Source organism: Arthrobacter sp. AFG7.2, assembly GCF_002892835.1.
Classification (GTDB): Bacteria; Actinomycetota; Actinomycetes; order Actinomycetales; family Micrococcaceae; genus Arthrobacter.
The window spans coordinates 12113-35915 of sequence record NZ_PJMB01000003.1; the positions used below are offsets into that span (position 1 = coordinate 12113).

General features: G+C 64.9%; 19 protein-coding genes. 5 read left to right on the forward strand and 14 right to left on the reverse strand.

Features of this window, described 5'->3' with window-relative positions:
• Positions 1-34: 34 nt before the first annotated feature.
• From CXX84_RS06565 to CXX84_RS06580, 4 genes are all read right to left on the reverse strand, one after another.
• Positions 35-1861 carry an ABC transporter ATP-binding protein gene (locus CXX84_RS06565; protein WP_102975911.1) on the reverse strand — a complete coding sequence of 609 codons (1827 nt, stop codon included), beginning with the start codon at positions 1859-1861 and terminating at the stop codon, positions 35-37.
• Positions 1858-3678: an ABC transporter ATP-binding protein gene (locus CXX84_RS06570; RefSeq protein WP_102975912.1), complete on the reverse strand. Its 1821-nt coding sequence runs from the start codon at positions 3676-3678 to the stop codon at positions 1858-1860. Before CXX84_RS06570 ends, CXX84_RS06565 begins: the two co-directional genes overlap by 4 nt.
• 141 nt (positions 3679-3819) lie before the next feature.
• Positions 3820-4767 carry a metallophosphoesterase gene (locus tag CXX84_RS06575; protein WP_102975913.1) on the reverse strand — a complete coding sequence of 316 codons (948 nt, stop codon included), beginning with the start codon at positions 4765-4767 and terminating at the stop codon, positions 3820-3822.
• A gap of 4 nt (positions 4768-4771) precedes the next feature.
• Positions 4772-7126 (reverse strand): transglycosylase domain-containing protein, encoded by a 2355-nt coding sequence (locus tag CXX84_RS06580; protein ID WP_102976236.1) that lies wholly within the window; start codon positions 7124-7126, stop codon positions 4772-4774.
• Between the two features lie 37 nt (positions 7127-7163).
• Here CXX84_RS06580 and CXX84_RS06585 point away from each other — a divergent pair, with 37 nt between their 5' ends.
• Genes CXX84_RS06585 through CXX84_RS06595 form a run of 3 tightly spaced genes read left to right on the forward strand, consistent with a single transcriptional unit; the run spans position 7164 to position 8782 of the window.
• Positions 7164-7319 (forward strand): DUF4177 domain-containing protein, encoded by a 156-nt coding sequence (locus CXX84_RS06585; protein ID WP_003797879.1) that lies wholly within the window; start codon positions 7164-7166, stop codon positions 7317-7319.
• A 1-nt stretch (position 7320) separates the two neighbouring features.
• The gene (locus tag CXX84_RS06590) at positions 7321-7854 is read left to right on the forward strand and encodes a RidA family protein (RefSeq protein WP_102975914.1); all 534 of its coding nucleotides are present in this window, start codon (positions 7321-7323) and stop codon (positions 7852-7854) included.
• A gap of 16 nt (positions 7855-7870) precedes the next feature.
• A complete protein-coding gene (locus CXX84_RS06595) occupies positions 7871-8782 on the forward strand; it encodes an NUDIX hydrolase (protein ID WP_102975915.1) in 912 nt (303 codons plus the stop codon).
• Here CXX84_RS06595 and CXX84_RS06600 read toward each other — a convergent pair.
• The gene (locus tag CXX84_RS06600; RefSeq protein ID WP_102975916.1) at positions 8779-8967 is read right to left on the reverse strand and encodes a hypothetical protein; all 189 of its coding nucleotides are present in this window, start codon (positions 8965-8967) and stop codon (positions 8779-8781) included. The genes CXX84_RS06595 and CXX84_RS06600 overlap by 4 nt on opposite strands.
• Before the next feature lie 236 nt (positions 8968-9203).
• Positions 9204-9881 (reverse strand): Crp/Fnr family transcriptional regulator, encoded by a 678-nt coding sequence (locus CXX84_RS06605; protein WP_013602309.1) that lies wholly within the window; start codon positions 9879-9881, stop codon positions 9204-9206.
• A 252-nt stretch (positions 9882-10133) separates the two neighbouring features.
• On the opposite strand from CXX84_RS06605, the gene CXX84_RS06610 reads away from it, so the two are divergent.
• Positions 10134-11318, forward strand: a complete 1185-nt coding sequence (locus CXX84_RS06610; protein ID WP_102975917.1) for a MarP family serine protease — start codon at positions 10134-10136, stop codon at positions 11316-11318.
• A gap of 9 nt (positions 11319-11327) precedes the next feature.
• On the opposite strand, the gene aroQ is transcribed toward CXX84_RS06610, so the two are convergent.
• The 6 genes from aroQ to CXX84_RS06640 form a co-directional block, all read right to left on the reverse strand.
• A complete protein-coding gene (gene aroQ, locus CXX84_RS06615; protein ID WP_102975918.1) occupies positions 11328-11786 on the reverse strand; it encodes a type II 3-dehydroquinate dehydratase in 459 nt (152 codons plus the stop codon).
• A gap of 90 nt (positions 11787-11876) precedes the next feature.
• The gene (locus tag CXX84_RS06620; RefSeq protein ID WP_102975919.1) at positions 11877-14069 is read right to left on the reverse strand and encodes an alpha-galactosidase; all 2193 of its coding nucleotides are present in this window, start codon (positions 14067-14069) and stop codon (positions 11877-11879) included.
• A gap of 131 nt (positions 14070-14200) precedes the next feature.
• A complete protein-coding gene (locus tag CXX84_RS06625; RefSeq protein WP_102975920.1) occupies positions 14201-15535 on the reverse strand; it encodes an ABC transporter substrate-binding protein in 1335 nt (444 codons plus the stop codon).
• A 63-nt stretch (positions 15536-15598) separates the two neighbouring features.
• Positions 15599-16432 (reverse strand): carbohydrate ABC transporter permease, encoded by an 834-nt coding sequence (locus tag CXX84_RS06630; protein WP_102975921.1) that lies wholly within the window; start codon positions 16430-16432, stop codon positions 15599-15601.
• Positions 16433-16509: 77 nt separating this feature from the next.
• Positions 16510-17445, reverse strand: a complete 936-nt coding sequence (locus CXX84_RS06635; RefSeq protein ID WP_102975922.1) for a carbohydrate ABC transporter permease — start codon at positions 17443-17445, stop codon at positions 16510-16512.
• Positions 17445-19496 carry a beta-galactosidase gene (locus tag CXX84_RS06640; RefSeq protein ID WP_102975923.1) on the reverse strand — a complete coding sequence of 684 codons (2052 nt, stop codon included), beginning with the start codon at positions 19494-19496 and terminating at the stop codon, positions 17445-17447. Before CXX84_RS06640 ends, CXX84_RS06635 begins: the two co-directional genes overlap by 1 nt.
• Before the next feature lie 214 nt (positions 19497-19710).
• Here CXX84_RS06640 and CXX84_RS06645 point away from each other — a divergent pair, with 214 nt between their 5' ends.
• Positions 19711-20727 carry a LacI family DNA-binding transcriptional regulator gene (locus CXX84_RS06645; RefSeq protein WP_102975924.1) on the forward strand — a complete coding sequence of 339 codons (1017 nt, stop codon included), beginning with the start codon at positions 19711-19713 and terminating at the stop codon, positions 20725-20727.
• Here the strand turns inward: CXX84_RS06645 and CXX84_RS06650 are convergent.
• Positions 20724-21521: a DeoR/GlpR family DNA-binding transcription regulator gene (locus CXX84_RS06650; protein ID WP_102975925.1), complete on the reverse strand. Its 798-nt coding sequence runs from the start codon at positions 21519-21521 to the stop codon at positions 20724-20726. The two genes, CXX84_RS06645 and CXX84_RS06650, sit on opposite strands and share 4 nt — an antisense overlap.
• Before the next feature lie 198 nt (positions 21522-21719).
• Entirely contained in the window at positions 21720-23744 is a 2025-nt protein-coding gene (gene acs / locus CXX84_RS06655; RefSeq protein ID WP_102975926.1) for an acetate--CoA ligase, read from the reverse strand.
• Positions 23745-23803 lie beyond the last annotated feature (59 nt).

The following is a 23803-nucleotide window of genomic DNA, read 5'->3' on the forward strand; positions in this document are numbered from 1 at the left end:
GGCCTGATGCGAAATCCCCGCCCGGACCTGCGGGCTAAACCAGTGAGTCCTTCCAGGCTCCATGCAGGTCCGCGAAGCGCCCGCCGCCGCCGATGAGGTCTGCGGGGCTGCCGTCCTCCACGATCCTGCCGTCGTGCACCACCAGCACCCTGTCAGCGGTCTCCACGGTGGACAGGCGGTGGGCGATGATCAGGGCGGTCCTGCGGGCGGCCTCCGTGCCTGCCAGGAGCCGGGCCAGGCCCTGCTGCACCAGCCGTTCGGAGGGGATGTCCAGGGAGGAGGTGGCCTCGTCCAGGATCAGCACGGCCGGCCGCGCCAGGAAGGCCCGGGCGAAGCTGATGAGCTGCCGCTGCCCGGACGAGACACGTCCGCCACGCTTGTTGACATCGGTGTCGTACCCTTCCGGAAGTTCCATGATGAACTCGTGGGCGCCGACCGCTTTGCCCGCTTCCTCGATTTCCGGGCGGGACGCTTCCGGACGGCCCAGGGCGATGTTGTCCGCCACCGAGCCGCTGAACAGGAATGCCTCCTGGGTGACCATGACGATGTTCCGGCGCAGGTCCGTGGTGCTCAGGTTGCGGAGATCGACGCCGTCCAGCGTGAGGGAACCGGAGGAGACGTCGTAGAAACGGGCGATCAGCTTGGCCAGCGTGGACTTCCCGGCCCCGGTCTGCCCCACCAGTGCAACAGTTTGGCCCGCGGGAATGTGCAGGTTCAGGGTGGGGACGATGACCGGACCGTCACCGTAGCGGAACTCCACGTCATTGAAGTCGACCGTGCCCTTGGCGCTCTTCAGCGCGACGGGGTTCCTGGGCGGCCGGACGGTGGGTACCTCCTCCAGGAGTCCGGACACCTTCTCGAGGGCCGCCTGGGCACTCTGGAAGGAGTTGTAGAACATGGCCATCTGGTCCACGGGCTGGAAGAACCTCTTGGTGGAGAGGATGAGCGCCAGCAGCACGCCCACTTCCAGGTCGCCGCCGAGGACCCGGAACCCGCCGAAGAGGAGGACCACGGCCACGCAGACGTTGCCGATCAGGACCAGGCCCGGCTGGAAGACGCCGTTGAGGTTGATGGAGCGGACCGTGACCCGCCGGTAGTCTTCCGCGAGCTCTCCGTAACGGTCCGCGTTTTCGCGCTCCTTGCGGAAGGCCTTCACGGCGCGGATGCCGGTCATGGTTTCCACAAAGTGGACAATCAGCCGGGCGGAGACAACACGGGACTCGCGGAAAGCGATCTGCGAGTGCTTCTGGTACCAGCGGGCCAGGAAGTACATGGGCACGCCGGCTGCCAGCACCAGCAGTCCGCTCCGCCAGTCCAGGGCAAACACTGTGATGCCGGTGAAAATCATGAACAGCATGCCCGATGCCAGGGAGCTCACGCCGGAGTCCAGGAGCTCGCGGAGGGCCTCAAGGTCCGAGGTCTGGCGGGCAATGATGCGGCCCGAGGTGTACTTTTCGTGGAACTCCAGGCTCAGCCGTTGGGTGTGGCGGAAGACCCGGAGCCGCAAATCCAGCAGCATTGCCTGGCTCAGCCTTGCGGTGGAGGTGACGTACAAAGCCGTGAGCCCCGCCGTCGCGATGGCCGCCAGCAGGTAGGCAACCCCGGTGAACACCAAGGGCCCGTTATCTCCCGCCTGAAGGGCAGGCAGCGCGCGGTCGATGCCGAAGGCAATCAGCACAGGGCCGGCCACGCGTGCCGCCTGCGAGAGGACCACCATGGCGATGGTCAGCCAGAACCGGAGCCGCACCGGCCGGATCAGCGACCGCAGCAGTGCCAGCGACCGCCGTCGTACCGCCCTGCTGTCACTCTTGCTGAGGTGGGCGTTGTCCTCATTGGCGGTGCCGAAGGATGCGGTGCTCATCGCGTGACCTCCGCTTTCTGGATGTCGGCTTCTACCTTGAGATCCGACAGCTCTGAGTCCAGGTCCCGGGGTTCCTGGTCCAGGCTGGCGATGACGTACCGGTAGTGGTCGTTGCCGGCCAGCAGCTCGGTGTGAGTTCCCACCGCCGCGATCCTGCCTTCCTCAAGCAGCGCCACCCGGTCCGCGAGGGCCACGGTGGAGGGCCTGTGGGCCACGATCAGGGTTGTGGTGTCCTTCAGGACGGCCCGGAGCCGCGTCTCCACGAGTTCCTCGGTGTGGACATCCAGTGCGGACAGGGGGTCATCCAGCACCAGCACCCGGGGGCGGGCAGCAATTGCGCGTGCCAGCGCGATCCGCTGGCGTTGCCCGCCGGACAGGCTAAGGCCTTCCTCCCCGATCAGGGTATCCAGGCCCTCGGGCAGGGAGTACGCGAAGTGCGCCTGGGCCACGTCCAGGGCTTCCTCCAGGACGGCCTCGTTGCGGACCGGGGCGCCGAGCAGGACGTTGTCGCGGACGGAGTTGGAGAACAGGGTGGTGTCCTCGAAGGCCACGGCCACGATGCGTCGGAGCTCTTCCACGTCGAAGTCCCGCAGGTCCACCCCGTCAATACTGATGGCACCGTCGGTGACGTCGTACAGCCGGGGCACCAGCTGGATCAATGCGCTCTTGCCGCTGCCGGTGATCCCCACCAGAGCCATGGTTTCACCGGGCCGGACGTCCAGGTTGATGTCCTTCAGGATCGGCTTGTCCGGAGCGTCCTCAAAGGCGAAGGTGGCGTTGTCGAAGCGGAGGGCTCCCGCCAGCTGGTGGGGCCGGCGCGGTTCCGGGGGACTGGTGATGGTGTTGGCGGAATCCATCACTTCGTAGTGGCGGTCGACGGCGGTCTTGGCAGTAAGTGCCATGGCCAGCAGCATTCCGGAGAATTCGACAGGCGACGCAATAACGGCTGCGGTGGCAAAAAACGCCACCAGCGCGCCGATGCTCAGTTGGCCGCTGGCGCACAGCATGATGCCGGCCACCAGGCCCGCGCCGAGGGCGAGTTCCGGCAGCAGCGTGACCACCATGGTGAACATGGCCTGGTGGCGCGCCTTGTCAATCTCCGTTTGGCGCAGCTCTTCGGCTTGCTCTTCGAAATTCTCCAGCGCTTCACGGCTGCGGCCGAAGGCCTTGAGGACACGGATTCCGTGCACCGATTCCTCTACCGTGGTGGCCAGGTCGCCCGCCTGGTCCTGGCTGCGGCGGGCCACCTTGCTGAAGCGGGTGCGGAACCGGAAGCTGTAGGCCATGATGGGCACGGCTGCGGCCAGGAATATCAGGGCAAGCTGCCAGCTCATCGCGAACATCACGGCAATGCCGATGATCACGGTGAGGGTGGTGACCACCAGCATGATGGCCCCGAACGCCATCCAGCGGCGCAGGAAGTTCAGGTCCGTCATGGCCCGGGACAGGAGTTGGCCGGAGCCCCAGCGGTCATGGAAGGAAACCGTCAGGTCCTGCAGGTGGCCGTAGAGGGAAACGCGCATCCGGGTTTCCACTGTGGTGGCAGGGTTGATGACGAACTGCCGGCGGAGTGCTACCAGCCCGGCCTCGGCAATGCCCAGGACCAGGATGACCCCTGCCGACATCCAGATGGCTTCCGTAGCGCCGCCGGGTTTAAGGGACTCATTGATCAGTACCCGCAGGACCTGGGGGATGGCCAAGGCAACAACGCTGGCCAGCAGCGCGCACAGCAGTCCCAGCAGGAGCCGTGGAATGATGGGCCGGACATGAGGATAGAGACGACTGATCGATCGAAAAAATGAAGTTTGCTTGGCCATGCCCGCTTCTCAAGCTCTAAAACGAATGTAGTTTCCCGTAGCAACTACCCTATGCCATGGCGTGATCCGATTCACAGGGATTCAGGCGCGGGAGAGAGCTTGCCCAGTTATTGCGATCTGCAATGAACCGCGGGGCTGCAGTCAGTTTGGCGACGTCAGGGTGAGCAGCACGGCCTCGGGCTTGCAGGCAATCCTCACCGGGGCGAAACGCGAGGTGCCGATGCCGCCCGAAACGTTGACCGGCGTCGTCCGTCCGTCGCTCGTCCAGTCGTTAAGGCCCTTGGCGCGCCAGGTGGGAAGGTCGCAGTTGGCCACCAGTGCGCCGTACCCCGGAATGCAGAGCTGCCCGCCGTGTGTGTGGCCTGCAAGCAGCAGGTCCGCCCCGTCCTCTGTGAAATGGTCGAGCACCCGCTGGTAGGGCGCATGGATAACAGCCACCTTGAGGTGGTCTGCAGCGTCCTGGTTCACGGTGCCGCGGGGCCAGCCGGCATACCTTTCACGTTTCAAGTGGGGATCGTCCACACCCGAGAAGTCAAAGCGGATGCCCTTCAGGACCAGGGACTGGTGGCGGTTGGTCAGGTCCACCCAGCCACCCATCCCGAAACCGGACCGCAGCCGCGGCCAGTCAAGCAACTTGGGCTTGGGCTTCACCTTGGACGGCCCGAGCAGGTACAACGCGGGATTCTTCAGGCTCGGCGCGAAGTAGTCGTTGGATCCCGGGACAAAGACCCCGGGGAACTCCATCAGCGGGCGCAGGGCGGCCAGGAGGGGGTCCACCGCTTTGGCCTGGCTGAGGTTGTCGCCTGTGTTGACCACCAGGTCGGGGCTGAGATCAGCCAGCGACTGCAGCCAGGCCGCCTTCTTCTTCTGGCTGGAAACAAAGTGGATATCGCTCAGGTGAAGGATGCGGAACGGGTCATGTCCCGGAGGCAGGATAGCCAGGGATTCCTCGCGGAGGACAAACTGGTCCTTTTCCCACAGGCCATATCCGAAGGCAGCCATTCCGGCGGCGGTTCCGGCTCCGGCGGTGACGGCAAAGCCGCGTCCGATGGTTCGGGCGCGGCTGGCCAACGTGCTGGTGGATGTCATCAGGCTAGCCGTTCCCGTTGCCGTTGCTGTTGCCGTTCCCATTGCCGTTGCTGCTCGGTTCCGGGGCCGGCTGAGGGGCGGCCGGAGCGGCCGGGGCCGACGGGGCAGGCGCCTGCGGGGCTTGCGGTGCCTGGGGTGCGCGCGGGGCCGTCGTTGCAGGGGTGCGGGTGTTGCCGCCGCCGCCGTTCAGCATGCTGCTGGGCGGGGCAGGGAACGGCTCGGTGCCGTAGGCGGGTGCGATCTGCGACATGAAGTTCGAGAACATCGGACCGGCGATCATGTAACCGTCAATTCCCTTGTAGAACTTCCCGTTGACGGTGATGTTCTGGCCGGGACGGTCCTGGGCACCCAAGGGGTCACCGAACCAGGCGGCGGTGGCCAGGCCGGTGGTGTGGCCAACAACCCAGGTGGACTCGTTGTTGTTGGACGTACCGGTCTTCGCACCGATGGGGAAGTCGGTCCGGGTGGAAATCCGGGGCTGGATCAGTGCACCGGAGCCGCGGTTCAGGACTTCCTGGAGGGCGTAGTTCACGCCGCGGGCAACCTCGGGCTTGATGGCGTCGCGGCAATTGCTGGACTGTGCCGGCAGGGTGGCACCGGTCTGGTCAGTCACCGCTGTGATGGCGATGGCCTCGCAGTACTTGCCGTCATTGGCGAACGTCGCGAAGGCGCTGGCCATGGTCAGTGGCGACGTCTGGGTGGAACCCAGCAGGTTGCTGAGAGTGGACATGTCGATCTTCGGGTTGGGCTCGCTGCCGTCCAGGGAGGGCAGGCCGCTGTGGAGGCCGACGGCGTCAACTATTTTCTGAATGCCGCAGAAGTCCACCTGCGCGGCAGAAGCGAAGGTGACGGTGTTGATGGAGTTGTAGAGGCCTTCAAGAACTGACAAGGGCCGGTACCACTGGGGCTCAGCATTCTGCAGGTCATCAGCTGTGCCCAGGCCCTGGTTCTTTTGCGCCGTGCTGTAGCCGCCGGTCACCTTCCCGCACGTGTGGCGCCACGGAAAGCTCAGGGGATAGATGCGCTGGGCAGAATTCACCACAGTGTTCATGGCCTTGCCCTCGTTAAGCCACTGGGCGAACGTAAACGGCTTCATGGTGGAGCCGGGCTGCGCGCCGCCCAGGCCGTTGAGGTCGTTGCCGTCCTTGTCCAGCTTGTCCACATTGAAGTTCACCTGGGAGTCGAAGGCGCCTTCAGCGGGGAGGAATAAGGTGTTCTGGGCCATCGAGATGATTTTGCCGGAGTTGGGCTGCACGGAAACCATGGCGGCGCCCCATTTGTCCGGGTTGGCCCCGGCGGAGGCGTTGACCTGCTCCTGGGCGGCGACCTGGGCAGCCGGGTCAAGGGTGGTGGTGATGGTCAGGCCGCCGCCGTAGATGAGGCGCTTGCGCTCATCAAGGTCCGCACCGTATGCAGGATTGTTCTCCAGCAGGTGCAGCACGTAGTCACAGAAGTACGGAGCGGTGGATGCGTAGGCGCAACCCTGGCGCGCCGGGGTGACCTTGGTCTCCACGGGGGTGGCGACGGCAGCTTCGTAATCAACCTGAGTGATTTTGCCCTGGTCCCGCATCAGGGTCAGCACCAGGTCCCGGCGCTGCTTGGAGCTCTCCGGGTTGCTGATGGGATCGAACGCAGAGGGGCTGTTGACCAATCCCGCCAGCAGTGCGGCCTGCGGAAGCGTGAGATCCTTGGCGGAGGTGCTGAAGAAGAACCTGGAGGCAGCCTCGACGCCATACGCGTCACGGTTGAAGAACACGATGTTCAGGTAACCCTCAAGGATCTGCTCCTTGCTGAATTCCTTCTCCAGGGCAATGGCGAGCTTCATCTCCCGGAGCTTGTCACCCACGCCCTTGTTGACGCCATTCAATTTGATGTCTTCGTCCCGGCCCTCGGCGGCGAGGTTGGAGTTCAGGACGTTGTTCACATACTGCTGGGTAACGGTGGAAGCGCCCTGCCTGTTGCCGCGTGCGGTGCTCACCAGGGCACGGAGGATGCCCGTGGTGTCCACACCGCCGTGCTCATAGAAGCGGCTGTCCTCGACCGCGATGACGGCTTCCTTCATGAAGGGCGAAATCTGGTCCAGGGCAACCTTGGTCCGGTTCTCCGTGTAGACGCTGGCGATCTCGCTGCCGTCCGCAGCCAGGATCCTGGTGGTCTGGTTGGGCGGGTCTACCTTGAGCTCGGCAGGGAGGGTGTCAAAGAACTCGATCGAACCGCTGGCTGCGCTGCCTGAGACGGCTGCCGCGGGGACCAGCAGCCCTGCTACCAGGACACCGCAAATTGCACTCACGCCAAGGAAGACTAGGATCTTTCCGAGGGTGGTGGCAGTGTCGAATAATGGGTTCGTACGAGTCGCCATGTTTTCCACTTTACCGGCAAGGACTAGTCTTTCTCTCATGACCAAATGGGAGTACGCGACGATTCCGCTCATTATTCACGCCACAAAGCAGATTCTCGACCAGTGGGGAGACGACGGCTGGGAGCTGGTTCAGGTGGTGCCCGGGCCGGACGGAAACGGCCTGGTTGCCTACCTCAAGAGGGAGAAGCAGTAGCATGAGCATGTCCGCAGAGGCCCAGTCCGGCGCGGCCGCGGCCCCCGTTTCCGCTGTGGAGCAACGCCTTGCAGATCTCGGGCTCACCCTTCCGGAAGTGGCCGCGCCGGTGGCCGCATACGTACCTGCCGTGATCTCCGGCAGCCACGTGTACACGTCCGGTCAGCTGCCCTTCATTAACGGCAAACTCCCGGCGACAGGGAAGGTGTCCGCGGGGACCGAAGGCTTCGCCGATGAGCCAACCGTCTCGCCGGAAGACGCCCAGCGCTACGCGGCCGTTTGTGCCGTCAACGCCCTTGCAGCCGTCAAAAGCGTCATCGGCGACCTTGACCGCATCACCCGCATTGTCAAAGTTGTGGGATTTGTCTCATCCGACCCCTCCTTCACCGGGCAGCCCGGTGTCATCAACGGTGCGTCCGAACTGCTGGGACGTGTCCTCGGCGACGCCGGCCAGCACGCACGCTCCGCCGTCGGCGTCTCCGTGCTGCCCCTCGACTCTCCGGTCGAGGTCGAACTGATAGCGGAATTCAGCTAGGACCGGTCGGTTTCCCTTGCCACAACTCGCCCGACGGCTCTTCGCACTTCCCCAGGACCTTGAAGGGGCGGCCCAGAGCTGGCTCGAACACGGCGAAAGAACCCCGCGGGCAGCGCGCCTTGCATCCTCGGTGGTGCTGCTGCGGGATTCCCCAACCGGCCTCGAAACCTGGCTTGCCTACCGGCCGGGATCCTCGCCGCTTGGCGTCCTGGCCTTTCCCGGCGGCTCGCTGGACACGGCCGACGACGATCCCGTCGGCTGGCTGGGCCCCTCACCGCAGCATTGGGCTGAGCAGATGGGAACGTCCGACGTCGGGCTGGCGCGGCGCCACGTGCTGGGCGCCATCCGTGAGCTCTTCGAGGAAACCGGCCTGCTGCTCGCCGGTCCTGATATGGCCGGCACCGTCGAAGGAACCTCAACCCCGGAGTGGATGCGCGCCCGCGTTGCCGTCGCCGAGCAGGAAAGGACCTTCCCGGAGATCCTCGCCAAGCGGGGACTGTCCGTCCGGACTGACCTGCTCAAGTCCCTGGTCAACTGGAGGAGCCCAGACTTTGCGCACCGCCGGTTCGACACCCGCTATTTTGCCGCCACTGTTCCTCTGAACCAGCATCCCACCCTGCTGGAGGAGAAGGGTGTGTGGGGCCGCTGGGTCAATGCTGCCGACGTCATCGCCGGGCGGCACACCACCGCACTGGGTGACGAAGTGGGCCAGGAGAACACGGTGGGCCGCACCCTGGGGGAGCTCCTGGTCCCCGGCTCCGAGATCATGCTGGAAAAGATGGCCGCCGCCAACGGCTGCATCGCGTACCTCAGCTATAAGCGCAAGGCCCACGTGTACCAGCCGGTCCTGGTTGAAGAAGACGGCAAGCTCATGCTCGAGGTGGAGGCCGCGAAGACTACGGCCGACGACCCGCAGCGCGAACGCTAGATCCTGCGGAGCGTGGCGTAAGGGCGGCTCGGAAGGGTGCCTGCGGTCCACGGCTGCACCGGGGGCTCCGGCGGTATCTCGCCACGGCCGTCACGGAGTACCAGGACCACTGTCCCGGTTATGGCAGCCAAGGCCGCCAGGCCCAGCAGGATCAACAGGACAACCATCGCCACTGACATCGCCATGCACCTCGTATGCCAATTTTACCGCTGTTCGCCTGCTAAAAGCTGTGGTTGACCCGCTCTACCGTGCCCGCCCAGCCGACGCTCCATCACTTTCCGGCGGGTTCTAAACGGACGCTCCATCACTTTCCGTTCCTCCGTCTGACAGAGGGTTCTGTGGAAGGCTCACAGGATGTGATGGGGCGTTTCCGGGTTAAAGGCAAAAGGCCGCCCCGGGGGGCGGCCTTTGTCTTGTGCGTTTAGCGGGAGCGCTGGCGGAGGCGCTGCATGTCCAGGATGACGACGGCGCGGGCTTCGAGACGCAGCCAGCCGCGCTGGACGAATTCGGCGAGGGCTTTGTTGACGGTTTCGCGGGAAGCGCCAACCAGCTGCGCGAGCTCTTCCTGGGTGAGTTCATGCGCTACCAGGACACCGTCCGTTGCGGGGCGGCCGAAGCGGTCGGCGAGGTCGAGGAGGGCCTTGGCCACCCGGCCGGGAACGTCGGAGAAGACAAGGTCGGAGAGTGAATCGTTGGTGCGGCGGAGCCGGCGTGCCAGTGCCTGCAGGAGTTGCGCAGAGACCTCGGGACGCGTGCGGAGCAGGGTGTTCAGGCTCTCGTTCTTGAGGCCGGCCAGCCGGGTCTCCGATACCGCGGTTGCGGTTGCGGTGCGCGGGCTGGGATCGAAGAGGGCCATCTCACCGAACAGCTCGCCGGGGCCCAGGATGGCCAGCAGGGATTCGCGGCCGTCAGGAGAGGTGCGGCCCAGCTTCACCTTGCCGGAGACGATGAAGTACAGCTGGTCTCCCTGGTCGCCCTCACGGAACACCGAAGCGCCGCGGGACAGGTCCACCTCGGTCAGCTCGTCCGTCAGCAGACGGAATGCGTCGTCGTCGAGCGTGGCGAAAAGGGGTGCTCGGCGCAGTACCTCGATGTCCATGAAATCTCCTGAATAAAAGTGTCGGCTGTGGCGCTTGTGCCATTGTTTCAGAATTTTCAAGGTTCTGTGACGAACTTGGCAGGCGAAACGCCCTGATGGAGGGCCGCAAGGGCGCCACGGGACGCGTTACGGGACGCCGAAAAGCCGGTTCGGCAGGCTGCGGTGGGAAGCCCGTCAGCCCTCGGGAGCCGTCCAGAATATTGCCAGTATGCACCACTAGAATGAAAGTTCAACTGTTTATAAGGAGCCTTTGTGGTCGGCTTGACTGTCCTGGACCTGATCCTGATCCTGGCGCTGCTGTCCTATCTGGTGTACGGCCTGCGCAACGGTTTCCTGGTGACAGTGGGCGGCATTGCAGGGTTTGCTGCCGGCGCGGTGGCAGCCTTTTTCGCGGTTCCCCTGGTGAGCGGCTATGTGGAGGACACCGGCTGGAGGCTGACCGCTATTGTCGCGGCCGCCGTCGTGCTGGTGGTCCTGGGGCACGGCCTGGGGACGATGGTGGGACGGCACATCCGCGGCGCCGTCCGGATCCGGCCCCTGCGCGCGGTGGACCGCCTTGTTGGCGGCGCTGTGAACGTGGTGGTCTCCGCACTGGTGATGTCCATGCTGGCCTTCAGCGTCAGCTCACTCGGTGTGCCGTTCGTGTCCCAGAGGCTGGCCGAGTCCAAAGTCATCCGCTTCATTGACGGGCTGACACCGGACCCCGTCAAGGCAACCATGGCGCAGCTGCGCTCCACGGTGATCGGCAACGGCATACCCACGCTGTTGGAGGGGCTGGAAGCCGGCCCCACTGTGCCGGCACCCAACGCCAGCACGAACACCCCTGCCTTGAACCGGGCCGCCGAGTCAGTGCTCAGGATTGCCGGGACTGCCTATCAATGCGGCCAAAACCAGACGGGCACAGGGTTTGTGGTGTCCCGGGAACGGGTGGTCACCAACGCGCATGTGGTGGCGGGCGTGTCGCAGCCGGTGGTGGAGATGCCGGATGGGGGAGCGATGCCGGGACAGGTGGTGTATTTCGACACAAAACATGACCTGGCGGTACTGGCCGTGGAGGACCTTTCCGCCGCCCCGCTGGCGTTGAGCCAGGACCTTCCGGGTGGCAGCCCTGCCGCTTTCGCGGGCTACCCCCATGGCGGGCCCTTCCAGTCGAAGCCCGCTACGGTGCAGGACATCACCACTGTGCTGGTGCCGGATATCTACGGCAACAACGCATCGCCGGAGGAGATCTACCGGCTGGCCGGGGATGTGCAGCCGGGAAACTCGGGCGGCCCGCTTTTGACCATGGAGGGGCAGGTGGCAGGAGTGATTTTCGCCAAGGCGACGGCGGATACCGCAATGGGTTTCGCCATCACCATGGATGACCTGACGCCCGTGGCAGCGCAGGCATCAGCCCTGTCTGCCCCCGTGTCCTCCGGGCAGTGCATCCAGAAGTAGGCAGGACTGCTAGAGGACTTCGGCGAGGTAATCGATGGCCAGCCGGTACCCGAAAACACCTGCGCCCACAATAACCGCAGAGCATACCGGCGAGAGGTAGGAGTGGTGCCGGAACTCCTCCCGCTGGTGCACATTGGTGATGTGGACCTCGACGGCGGCAACCTGGACGGCAGCGAGGGCATCGCGCAGCGCAACGGAAGTGTGCGTGAACGCGCCTGCATTGATGACGATGCCCTTGGCGTTGCTCCGGGCCGCGTGGATCGTGTCCAGCAGGACGCCCTCGTGGTTTGACTGGACACACTCGGCCACGAAGCCGTGGGCTTCTGCGGTCCGGGCGGCAAGTTCCTCGACGTCAGCCAGGGTGGACGTGCCGTACTTTTCCGGTTCCCGGGTGCCCAGCAGGTTCAGGTTGGGCCCGTTGATTACCAGGATGATGCCGCGGCTGGCGGATGAAGAGGGTTCGGTCATGCGAGTAAATCTATCGCCTGGGACGGACTGCCGCGCATTCTTACAGCGAAGAGCGCGCGGCAGCCAAAGGCCGGCAGTGCGGGCAAACTGCTAGAGGGCCGTGAACTTCAGCAGCAGTGCGTGCTCGGGGTTGAGGATGGGCATGGGCACGCCCACTTCGGCAAGGAAGCGGCCGCTCGCCACTGCCCCGCCGTCCAGCCAGGCCGGGGGCTGGGCCTGGCTGAAGGTATGGGCGTAGCCCGGGTCACCGGTGGCCGGCGCAATCGCTTCCATCCGGTAGGTCCTGTCCGCTTCAAGGCCGGGGATGGCGAGCCTGCCGGGCTGCTCAGCGTAGCCGGTGCGCAGGCTCACCACGGCAAACAGCGCCGCCGTCGTTCCTGCCTCGGGTGGCACTGCGGCTACCGTGCCGTGCAGCATCAGCGACTCGTCCGGAACATCGGCACGGACCATCCGGCCGCCGTGCAGAAGGTCCCGGTGTTCCTTGAACAGGGCGATGAACCGTTTGAGCTCCTCCCGCCCGGCACCGGTGACCTTCCGGACGTCCCACTCCATGCCGAAGTGCCCGAAGAGGGCCGTGATGGCCCGGAAGGACAGGTCATGGGTGCGTGCAGTGGTGTGCGAGGTGGTGGGGCCGATGTGGCTGCCCATCAGCTCCGGCGGAACCACCAGTCCGGTCCAGCGCTGGATGGTCTGCCGCTCCAGGGCGTCGTTGCAGTCGGAGGCCCAGATCCGGTCTGTCCGCTCCAGGATTCCCAGGTCCACGCGGGCGCCTCCGGAGGAGCAGCTTTCAATTTCGACGCCGGGATGGGCCTTGCGGAGCTCGTCGAACAGGCGATAGGCGGCGAGGGTCTGCTGGTGGACCGAGGAACTGCCGGCGTGCCCGTGTTCCAGGAGGTCCCGGTTCTGGTCCCATTTGAGGTAGCTGATGTTGTTCCCCCCGAGGAGGGCATCAATGCGGTCGTAGATATATTTCCACGCCTCAGGGTTAACCAGGTCGATGACGTGCTGGTTGCGCCACTCCAGCGGCAGCCGGCCGCCGTCCTTGTGGGAGCGTGCTGCCGGGCCAACGATCCAGTCCGGATGCGCCCTTGCGATGTCTGAGTCCAGGTTGACCATCTCTGGCTCCACCCACAGCCCGAACTCCATGCCACGGGACGATACTGCTTCGATAAGCGGTGCCAGGCCGTTGGGCCACAGGGACTCGTCCACGTACCAGTCACCGAGCCCGGCGTTGTCGCCGCGGCGTCCGCGGAACCAGCCGTCGTCGAGCACGAAGCGCTCCACGCCCAGGTCGGCGGCGGACTTGGCCAGTTCGATCAGGGTCTCCAGGTTGTGGTCAAAGTAGACCGCTTCCCAGGTGTTCAGCACCACCGGGCGCGGCTTGCCCGCGGGCAGGCCGGTGGACGCGGCGGGGAGTACGTGGTGGGGGCGGGACCGGAACCAGCTGTAGAACGCTTCGCTGATGCCGTCCAGGCCCCGGTCCGAGTAGGCGGCGAACAGGCCGGGTGTGGTGTAACTGCCGCCGGGCTCGAGGATGACTTCGGCGGGGCCCAGCAGCTCAGAGCCGCCAATCATGGTCCTGCCGTCACCGATGGTGTCCGCGAACTGCTCGTGGTTGCCGCTCCAGGCCAGGTGCGTAGCCCAGACTTTGCCGTGCCGGTTGCCGAATCCGGCGGTGCCCGCGGCGAAGAGGAGGGAAGAGTCATGTCCGGTACGGCCGTGCCGGCCGGTCCTGACCCAGGTGCCCTGCTGGATGGGGCGGCGCTGCGGGTGCCGTTCGCGGCACCAGCGGCCGGTCAGGTCCAGAAGTTCGACGGCGTCCGGCGCCACCGGGAGGACGGTTGCCAGTTCGTCGACTTGGAAGGGGGTGGTGCCGTCATTGGTAACGGTATGCCGCAGTTCCAGCAGGCCGCCGTCGTGAAGCGTCAGGGCGGACTGGACGGAGAGTCCGGCGTCCGGATCGGCTTGCTCGATCAATGCCGTGGTGCCCTCAACGCGTGCTGCCAGGACGCGGAGGCGGGCAGAGAAATCAAGCCCGGAAACGCCGCCGGCAATGCGGGAGCCGCGCAGGGCGGGCCGTCCGCGCCAGGCAGATGACGCCTGGGGGAGGAGTCCGGCGGGTACGCGGGCGCCGATGGAGGAGTGGGGAACCGGTTCGGTGAGGATGGCCAGGTCCGGCAACGTGCCGCCCAGGTCGGCACCCCAATGGACCACCTCCGCCTCGCCGCTGTCGAAGCTGATCAGCAGGCTGGTGCCGGCGGAACGGAGATGCAGGGGATCCATAGATGGAAACTCCTTGGATAGTCACAGGGCGTTCATGGTCAGGTCAAGCAGGAGGCCACTGCCTCCACCGTTGCGGCGGAGGCAGTGGCCTGACTGGTCAGGACGTCATGCTCTGACGATAGTTGCGGCAGCTATTCCTTGACAGGGATTGACTGGGATTTAAGTGAATCGATGGTCTTCTTTTCGCCGTTCTCCAGCGCGTCCAGAAGGGTGCCGTTGCCGCCCGCGGCCTTGCCGAACCCATCGGAGACGTCGGTGTAGGTCTGGGTCATGGTCGGGCCCCAGGTGAAGTTGGGGTCCACGTTGGAGGAGGCCTCAGCGAAGACTTCGTAGATCTTCTGGCCGCCAAAGTAGTCAACGCCGCCGGCGAACGCATCAAGGTCGGTGGCCGATTTCGCTGCGGGGTAGAGCCCGCCCAGTTCATTGGCCAGGGCCAGTGCTTCGGGGTCCGTGTTCAGCCACAGGGCAAACTTCGATGCCTCGTAGGGGTGCTTGGAGCCCTTGAGTACGGCGGTGGAGGATCCGCCCCAGTTACCGGCTGCCTTTCCGCCGTCTTCCCACTGCGGCATGGGGGCCACGGCCCATTTGCCGGCGGTGTCGGGAGCGCCGCTGGCCAGGGTGGAAGCACCCCAGACCGCTGAAACCCAGGTCCACTGCTGACCGGTGTTGAAGGAAGCGTTCCACTCGTCGGAGAAGGACGGCAGGGTTGATACCTGGCCCTTGCCCAGCAGGTCCTGCCAGTAGTTCGCGACCTTCGCAGACTCGTCGCCCGTCAGGTTCACCTCCCACTGGTCATTGGCACTCGAGAACCACTGCCCGCCGGCCTGCCACACGTTGCCTGCGAACCAGTTGACGTCACTGCGCGGGAAATTGGTGATGTATGAGCCCCGGGCCTTGATCTGCTCGGCGGCGGCAGCATATTCGTCCCAGGTGGTGGGCACCTCAATGCCGGCCTCCTTGAACAGGTCCGCACGGTAGAACATTGCCATCGGTCCGCTGTCCTGGGGGACTGCGTAGACGGCACCCTCCTCACCGAACGTGACCTGGCCCCAGGTCCAGTCAACGAACTTGTCCTGTGCATCGGCCACTCCTTCGCAGGCGGCGATGTTCTCGAGGCCGTCCTGGACGCGGAAGTTGGGCAGGGCGTCGTATTCGATCTGGCCGACGTCCGGAGCGTTGCCGGCCTGCAGCTGGTTGAAGAAGTTCTGGTACGTGCCGGAGTTTCCGTTGGGGCCCGTCTGTACCTTGACCTTGATGTTCTCGTTTTCCTTGTTCCAGAGGTCAACCACCTTGTCCATGCCTGGAACCCAAGTGGTGAAGGTCAGCTCGACCGGGCCTGACGCCGGTTCGCAGGAGGTTGCAGAAGCTTCAGTCTCTGAAGCGCCTCCGCCGCCTGAACAGCCGGCAAGGGCCAGCGCTGAAACAATGGCAAAGGCTGCGGTGGCTTTTCCGTAATGCGCGCGCATTTCTATTCCTATCAGTGGGGTGCTGTACCGGGGCGGGAGCCGCGGAACGGTTTGGTGGGGGAGTTATTTGACGCTTCCGGCGCCCAGTCCGCTGCTCCAGAATCGTTGGAGTGCAAGGAAGGTTCCGATCAGCGGGAGGATTGAAACCAGCGCCCCGACGATCACCAGGACGCGGAGCTCGGGAATCTGGCTGATCTGGCTGTTCCAGGCGTACAGTCCGAGCGTGACGGGGAACAGCACCTGGTCGCGGAGCATGATCAGGGGCAGGAAGAAGTTGTTCCAAATGGCCACGAACTGGAACAGGAAGATGGTCACCAGAGCCGGCGCCATGAGGCGTGTGGACACCGTGAAGAACGTCCGGACTTCCGAGGACCCGTCGAGGCGGGCAGCCTCCAGGAGCTCGGTGGGGACGCTTGCGGCGGCATAGATCCGGGCAAGGTAGACGCCGAAGGGGCTGACCAGGCTCGGGAGGAAGACTGCCCACAACGTGTTGGTCAGTTTCACTTCGCTGAAGATCAGGAACAGTGGAAGCGCCAGTGCTGTTGCGGGGACCAGCACGCCGCTGAGCACGATATTGAAGATGGCTTCCCGGCCGCGGAATTCGTACTTTGCCAGCGCGTATCCGCACATGGCCGCGATGACAGTGCCCAGGAGGGCACCCAGCCCGGCGTAGAGCGCGCTGTTCAAAAGCCAGCGGCCGAAGACGCCGTCACTGTAGGTGAAGAGATTGCCAAGGTTGGCCAGGAACGTGGGAACGGATTCCAAGGTGAACCACAGCGGTGCGGTGCCGGTGATTTGCCCGCCGGTCTTGGTGGACGAGACCAGCAGCCACCAGATGGGGGTGAGGAAGTAGAGCGTAAAGACGCCCATGATGAGCATCGCGGCGCTGCGGGACATGATGCTGTGACGTGGTCCGCGGGGGTTGGCCGCTCCGGGGGCGGACGCGCTTTTTGCTGCCGTGGCCGTTGCTGCACTCACTGGGAGACCTTCCTCTGGGTTGCCTTCAGGAAGACGAAGGAAAGAACAAACGTTGCCAGCGCCAGCACCACCGAGAATGCTGCAGCCAGGTTGTAGTTGGGGACGGATGCTGTTGTGTACACCGCGAGGTTCGGGGTGAAGGTGCTGCTGATGGCGGAGCTGAAGCTTCTCAGGGTCTGGGGTTCCGCGAGCAGCTGGAGAGTGCCGATGATGGAGAACACTCCCGTAAGGATGATGGCCGGAACCACCAGCGGAATCTTGATCCGCCAGGCGATCTGGAGGTTGCTGGCTCCGTCCAGCCGGGCTGCCTCGTAAATTTCCGTGGGGATGGCCAGCAGGGACGAATAGATGATCAGCATGTTGTAGCCGACGTACACCCAGGTGACGATGTTTGCGATGGCCCACAGCACAAGCTCAGCCGACAGGAAGTTCACCTCGGACGTGACGGCATCAAAGGGGGACAGCGATGGCGAGTAGAGAAAGCCCCACATGATGGCCGCGATGACACCGGGGACGGCGTAGGGAGCAAAGAATGCGAGCCGGAAGAACTTCTTGCCCCTGAGCAGGGGCGAGTCGAGCAGGAGGGCAAACAGCAGGGCCAGGCCAAGCATCACCGGTACCTGGACCGCTCCGAAGAGGAGCACCCGTCCCACCGACTCCCAGAACTCGGTGTTCTGGAACACCTGCTGGTATTGGACGAAGCCGCCGAAGACCTGGCGGGGAGGGCCGAAGGTCCCTTTGCGCTCTACCGTGAGCAGGGACTGCACCACCGCGAAAATGATCGGTACAGCGTAGAAGGCAAGGAACAGGACGCCGAACGGCGCAACGAACAGGAACACGGCGCGGCGCTGGGCGCCAGTGGTTTTGGCTTTCCGGGTCTTCGGCGCCCCCAGGGCCGGGGCCGGAGCGGTGGTTGATCTAGTCACTTTCATCATCCTTTTGGCCCGGTGCTGAGGCCAGTGGTGTGGGGTACAGGGTTTGGAGTGCGGACGACGCGCACGGCGCCCGCAGGAATGACGACGGCGTGGGAGACGTCCTCACCCACGATCAGTTCGTGGCCGTGGGCCGCGTACTTGTGCTCTTCATCAGAGTGGTTAATGAGGAAGACGTAGTTGCTGTCCGCCCCGGAGCGGACCACGACTTCAAGGCCGTGCGGGGAAGCCAGGACAGTGATCCCTGACGCGCGGGCTGCCTCGGTGACGACTTCCCGCAGCCCGGCCGGGTCAAGGACCGTGCCGACATACCAGGCGTCGCCGGCACCATGACGGTTGCGGGTGACGGCGGCAGTCCCGGCCAGGTGGCCCTCTGTAAAGGTTGCCATTGCTTCCGCGCCTTCAAGGCGCATCGCCTCCGTCCAGAGTGAAGCGGTGGAACCATTATCAAGGGTGAGGCTTTGTCCCGGCGGCAGGGGGTAAAACTCTTCAGAACGGATACCGAGCACGCTTCGGAATGCGCCGGGATAGCCGCCGGTGAGCACCTTTTCGTTCTCATCAACGATGCCGCTGAAATACGTGACGACGGCGGTGCCCCCCTTTGTGACGTAATTGGCCAGGACAGCGGACTCGCTTTCCCGGACGAGGTACAGGCCGGGGACGACGGCCAGCTTGTAGCCGGAAAGATCGGCCCCCGGGGCAACGATGTCCACGGTGATCCCGGCCTGCCAGAGGGCGGCGTACATGGCGTGAACCTGATCGAGGTACCGCACATCAGAAGACGGGTGGGATTCCTGGTCGTGGGCCCACCAGGCCTCCCAGCTGAAGACCAGGGCGGCCTCGGCCTGCACTGTGGTGCCGGCAACTTCGGCGAGTGTTTCCAGGATGCCGCCGAGTTCCAGGACCTCCCGCCAAATGCGCGAATCCGTTCCTGCATGGGGAAGCATTGCCGAGTGGAATTTTTCGCTGCCCTGGACAGAAGCCCGCCACTGGAAGAAGCAGAGTCCGTCCGCTCCGCGGGCAACGTGGGCCAGGGAGTTGCGGAGCATTTCGCCGGGTCGCTTGGCAATGTTGCGGGGCTGCCAGTTCACAGCCGAGGTTGAATGTTCCATCAGCAGCCAGGGCAGGCCCTGCGCCAGCCCCCGGGTGGCGTCCGCGGCGAAAGCCAGCTCGGTGGTGGGGGCATCAAGCCGGTGGTCGAGGTAGTGGTCATTTGCGATCACATCCATATGCGGTGCCCAGGACCAGTAGTCGAGATTGCGGATGTGGGCGGTCACCATGAAGTTGGTGGTGACCGGAACGGTGCTCTGCTGACGGAGTACGTCCGCCTCGGCCTGGTAGTAGCCGAGCAGTTCATCCGAGCTGAAGCGGTGGAAGTCGAGCACCTGGGTGGGGTTGTTCGTGGAGATGGTGGTCCTCGGCGGAAGGATCTGCTCCCAGGCGGAGTAGCGCTGCGACCAGAACGTGGTGCCCCAGGCCTGGTTAAGTGAATCGAGGGTGCCGTACCGCGCGACCAGCCAGCCACGGAAGGCGGCTGCGGAGACATCGCAGTAGCACAGGGCGTTGTGGCAGCCGAGCTCATTGGAGACATGCCATAACCGGACGGCGGGGTGGGCGCCGTAGCGCCGGACCATCTCGTCCACCAGCCGAAGGGCGTGTTCCCTGTACTGGGGGGAGCTGGGGCACCAGGCCTGGCGGCCGCCCGGCCAGGCGCGGGTACCGGACGCGGACTGGGGAAGGATTTCCGGGTACAGGGTGGTGAGCCAGGCAGGGGTGGATGACGTGCCGGTACCGAGGTTCACCCCGATGTTGTTGGCGTGCAGCAGGTCCAAAATCTCGTCCAGGCGGTCAAACGAGTACTCTCCCGGGGAGCCCTCAAGTTCAGCCCAGCCGAAGATGTTGATAGCGACAAGGTTGACGCCGGCCTGCTTCATCAGGCGGACGTCCTCCTGCCAGGTGCCGCTGTCCCACTGTTCGGGGTTGTAATCGCAGCCGTAGACGAGCTTTCCGTTTCCGGACAGTTCCTTGACCGGCGTTCTGCTGGGGCTCAACCCTGCTCCTTCGACGTGCAGCAGACGTGCAAGCCGGGGCAGTACACCGTGGCGTTGGACGCTGTTGTCTTGATGGTTCTGTGAACGTTCCCAGAATGACGCATAAAAAGTGATGCACATCATCTGGGAACGTTCACAGACTATCCTCGTCGTCAGAGACTGTCAACGCGATTGCAGAGCCGGACCTGCCCGTTGGCTCCGCTACAGTACAGATATGTCCCTGACACGCACCCGTGCCCGCCGCGCCACCATCAACGATGTGGCGGACGCTGCCGGCCTGTCCCGGGGAACCGTTTCAAGGGTGGTCAACGGGGAAAAATATGTCTCCGAGGAGGCCCGGCAGGCAGTGGAAGAAGCCATTGCCCGGGTGGGCTATGTCCGCAACAGTGCCGCCCGGAACCTCGTCACTCAGGAGTCCAAGGCGATCGGCCTGATCATTCACGAACCCCACTCGCTGCTCTTCGAGGACCCCAACATCGGCTCGATCCTGCTGGGGGCCAATGAGGTGCTCTCAAAGGCGGATTACCAACTGGTATCGCTCATTATTGATTCCGACAGGGACAGCCGCCGGGTTGCCGATTACCTGCGAGGCGGCCTCGTTGACGGCGCAGTCATCATCTCCGCGCGGGCCTCGGACCCCATCGCAGCTGCCGTGGCTGACATCGGGCTGCCCGCGGCTTTTGTGGGCCACCCCGACGGCAACCCGGACCTGCCGTACGCCGCCATCGATAATGTGGAGGCAGCACGCAGCATCACCAGCAGGCTCCTGGACACCGGGCGGCAACGCGTGGGCATGATCGCAAGTGCGCTGGACCGGGACTCCGGCCAGGACCGCCTTGCCGGCTTCCGCGCGGCGATGGGGGAGAGATTCGACCCCCAAATGGTGGTGGAATACCCGCTGTATACCTATGCCGCGGGACTGGAAGGGATGCAGGAACTGCTCCGCCGCGCCCCCGGTATCGATGGCGTCTTCGCCGCCTCCGACGCTGTAGCCGCCGGAGCAATGACGGCGCTCCAGGAAGCCGGCCGGAGGGTGCCCGAAGACGTAGGCATCGTGGGCTTCGACGACAGCAGCTGGGCGCTGCGCTGCAGGCCCCAGCTCTCTACGGTGAGGCAGCCCGCGGATCTTCTGGGGAGCACGGCCGCCGAACTCGTTTTGGCGCAGCTGAAGGGCCAGCCCAGCCAGCCGCGGGTGCTGGAGACTGCCATTATGTGGCGCGGCTCCGCCTAGGGAGCAACCTGGACAGGCACTACCCGGAGAGTCGTGTTGTCCCTGATTTGCCGCTGCGCTTCGGGGCCGAGCCCGGAATCGGTGATAACTTCGTCCACGTCGTCCAGGGACGCAATGGAACTCATGCCCAGCATGCCCCACTTCGTGTGGTCAGCCAGCACCACTGTCTTCCGCGCGGCCGCCACAAAGGCCCGGTCTGTCTCGGCTTCGAGCAGGTTGGGCGTGGTGAAACCGGCATGGGCATCCATCCCATGGACGCCCAGAAACAGCACGTCCAGATGCAGCTGCTTTAGCGCGCCGGTGGCGATGGGACCCACAAGGGCATCAGACGGAGTTCGCTCGCCGCCAATCAGGATCACTGTGGAGCTGTACCGGGCGGAGCCTGCGGACGCAGCATGGTGGAAGAGGTCGGCGATGCGGACCGAATTGGTGACGACAGTGATCTGCGGGCCGTTGACCAGTTCCTTGGCCAGCGCCCAGGTGGTGGTTCCGGCGCTAAGGCCCACGGCCATGCCTTCCTGGACCAACGATGCCGCCTCCACCGCGATGGCGCGCTTCTCCGCCGTCAGCTGCGTGGACTTGAGGTCAAAGCCCGGCTCGTGCGTGCTCGTGTCGCCCGGAATTTTCGCGCCGCCGTGGATGCGCTCCAGGCGGCCGCCTTCCTCCAGTACTTCAATGTCGCGGCGCACAGTCATGAGGGACACGCCAAGCTGTTGGGCCAAATCCGAGACCCGGACCACCCGCTCCCGCTGTACGGCGTCCAGAATGGCCTGATGGCGGGCAACGGGAAGCATCTGGGCGGAATCCTTTGGGCAGGGGGCAGGGCTGCTCCCAGTCTAGGCTTTCGCCACGCTGGCGCGTGGGAGTCATCCTCCGCGTGCTGCTCGTTCCTCGCTTTGACGCACGCTTCCGGATAACCCCCACGCATCAGCTTGTGTGTTGGTCCCGATCAGGAGCGACACCCGTCCTGCCGGCGGTCGCCCGATGTTCCCTCATTTACGCAGGGAAGCCGCGATCTGCTGCATGATGGTCGGATCCGAGAGGGTGGTGGCGTCACCCGGATCGCGGCCTTCGGCGACGTCCTTCAGCAGGCGGCGCATGATCTTGCCGGAGCGCGTCTTGGGCAGTTCCGGGACCACCAGGATTGCCTTCGGCTTGGCGATGGGGCCGATTTCCTTGCCCACGTGATTCCGGAGTTCCTGGACGATGTCGTCTCCGGAGTCCACTGCGTCGCCGCGGAGGATGACGAACGCGACGACGGCCTGCCCGGTGGTTTCGTCCGCAGCACCAACGACGGCGGCCTCCGCAACGGCGGGGTGGGAGACCAGGGCGGACTCGATCTCGGTGGTCGAGAGCCGGTGCCCCGAGACGTTCATGACGTCATCCACGCGGCCCAGGAGCCAAACATCTCCGTCCTCGTCCTTCTTGGCACCGTCCCCGGCGAAATACATGGTTTCGAAGCGGGACCAGTAGGTGTCCTTAAAGCGTTCCGGGTCTCCCCAGATGCCGCGGAGCATGGCGGGCCAGGGTTCCCGGATCACCAGGAAACCGCCGTGTCCGTTGGGCACGGATTCGCCCATCTCGTCGACGACGTCCACGGCGATGCCGGGCAGCGGGACCTGGGCGGAGCCCGGCTTGGTGGCGGTCACGCCGGGCAGCGGCGCGATCATTTGCGCGCCGGTCTCTGTTTGCCACCAGGTATCGACGATCGGGGTCTTGTCCCCGCCGATGACCTTCCGGTACCACATCCAGGCTTCGGGGTTGATGGGCTCGCCCACGGAGCCCAGCACGCGCAGGGAGGTCAGGTCGTACTTGTCCGGAATCTCCCGGCCCCACTTCATGAACGTCCGGATCGCGGTGGGCGCGGTGTAAAGGATGGAGACCTTGTACTTCTCCACGATTTCCCACCAGCGGCCCTGGTGCGGGGAGTCCGGCGTGCCCTCATACATCACCTGGGTGGCGCCGTTGATGAGCGGCGCATAGGCGACGTAGGAGTGGCCGGTGACCCATCCGACGTCGGCCGTGCACCAGTAGACGTCTGTCTCAGGGTGCAGGTCGAACACTGCCCGGTGGGTGTAGGCAGTCTGGGTGAGGTATCCGCCGGTGGTGTGGAGGATGCCCTTGGGCTTGCCGGTGGTGCCGGAGGTGTAAAGGATGAACAGCGGGTGCTCGGAATCGTGGCCCACGGCGGTGTGCTCGGACGAGGCGGCCTCGACGGTGTCTGCCCACCAGTGGTCGCGGCCTTCGTGCCAGTCCACGTCCTGTCCGTTGCGCTTGACCACCACGACGTTCTGTACGGTGTGGCCCTCCTTGGCCAAGGCGTCATCGACGGCGGGCTTCAGGGCGCTCGGCTTGCCGCGCCGGTACGTGCCGTCCGCGGTGACTACCAGCTTGGCCTCGGCGTCATCGATCCGGGAACGCAGCGCGTCGGCGGAGAAGCCGCCAAACACCACCGAGTGCACGGCTCCGATCCGGGCGCAGGCCAGCAGGGTGATGACGGCCTCGGGGATCATCGGCAGGTACACCGCAACCCTGTCGCCCTTGGCAACTCCAAGGGATTCGAAGGCGTTGGCCGCCTTCTTCACTTCCTCCGTCAGCTGGGCGTATGTATAAGTGCTGGTGTCCCCGGGCTCACCCTCGAAATGGATGGCCACCCGGTCGCCCAGCCCGTTCTCCACATGGCGGTCCAGGGCGTTATAGGCTGCGTTGACCTCACCGCCCACGAACCACTTGGCGAACGGCGGGTTGGACCAGTCCAGCGCCTGGTCAAAATCCTTGCTCCAGGTCAGCAGCTCACGGGCCTTCTTTGCCCAGAATGCGGGGCGGTCGGCGTCGGCTTCCGCATACTCCCCGGCGGTGACGACGGCGTCAGCAACGAACTCGGGCGTGGGCGGAAAGGCGCGCGTCTCATGAAGCAGGTTTTCGAAGGCATCGCCCTGCCCTGCACCGCCGTGGGGCGCCTGCTGCCCTGCGCTTCCGGAAGCGGCTGCTACGGCGCTTGTAGTGTCCTGGGACATGTGAACCTCATCATTCATCGATCTTTGCTGGGCGGGATCCCCGCCGCCCGCCGGCTCCG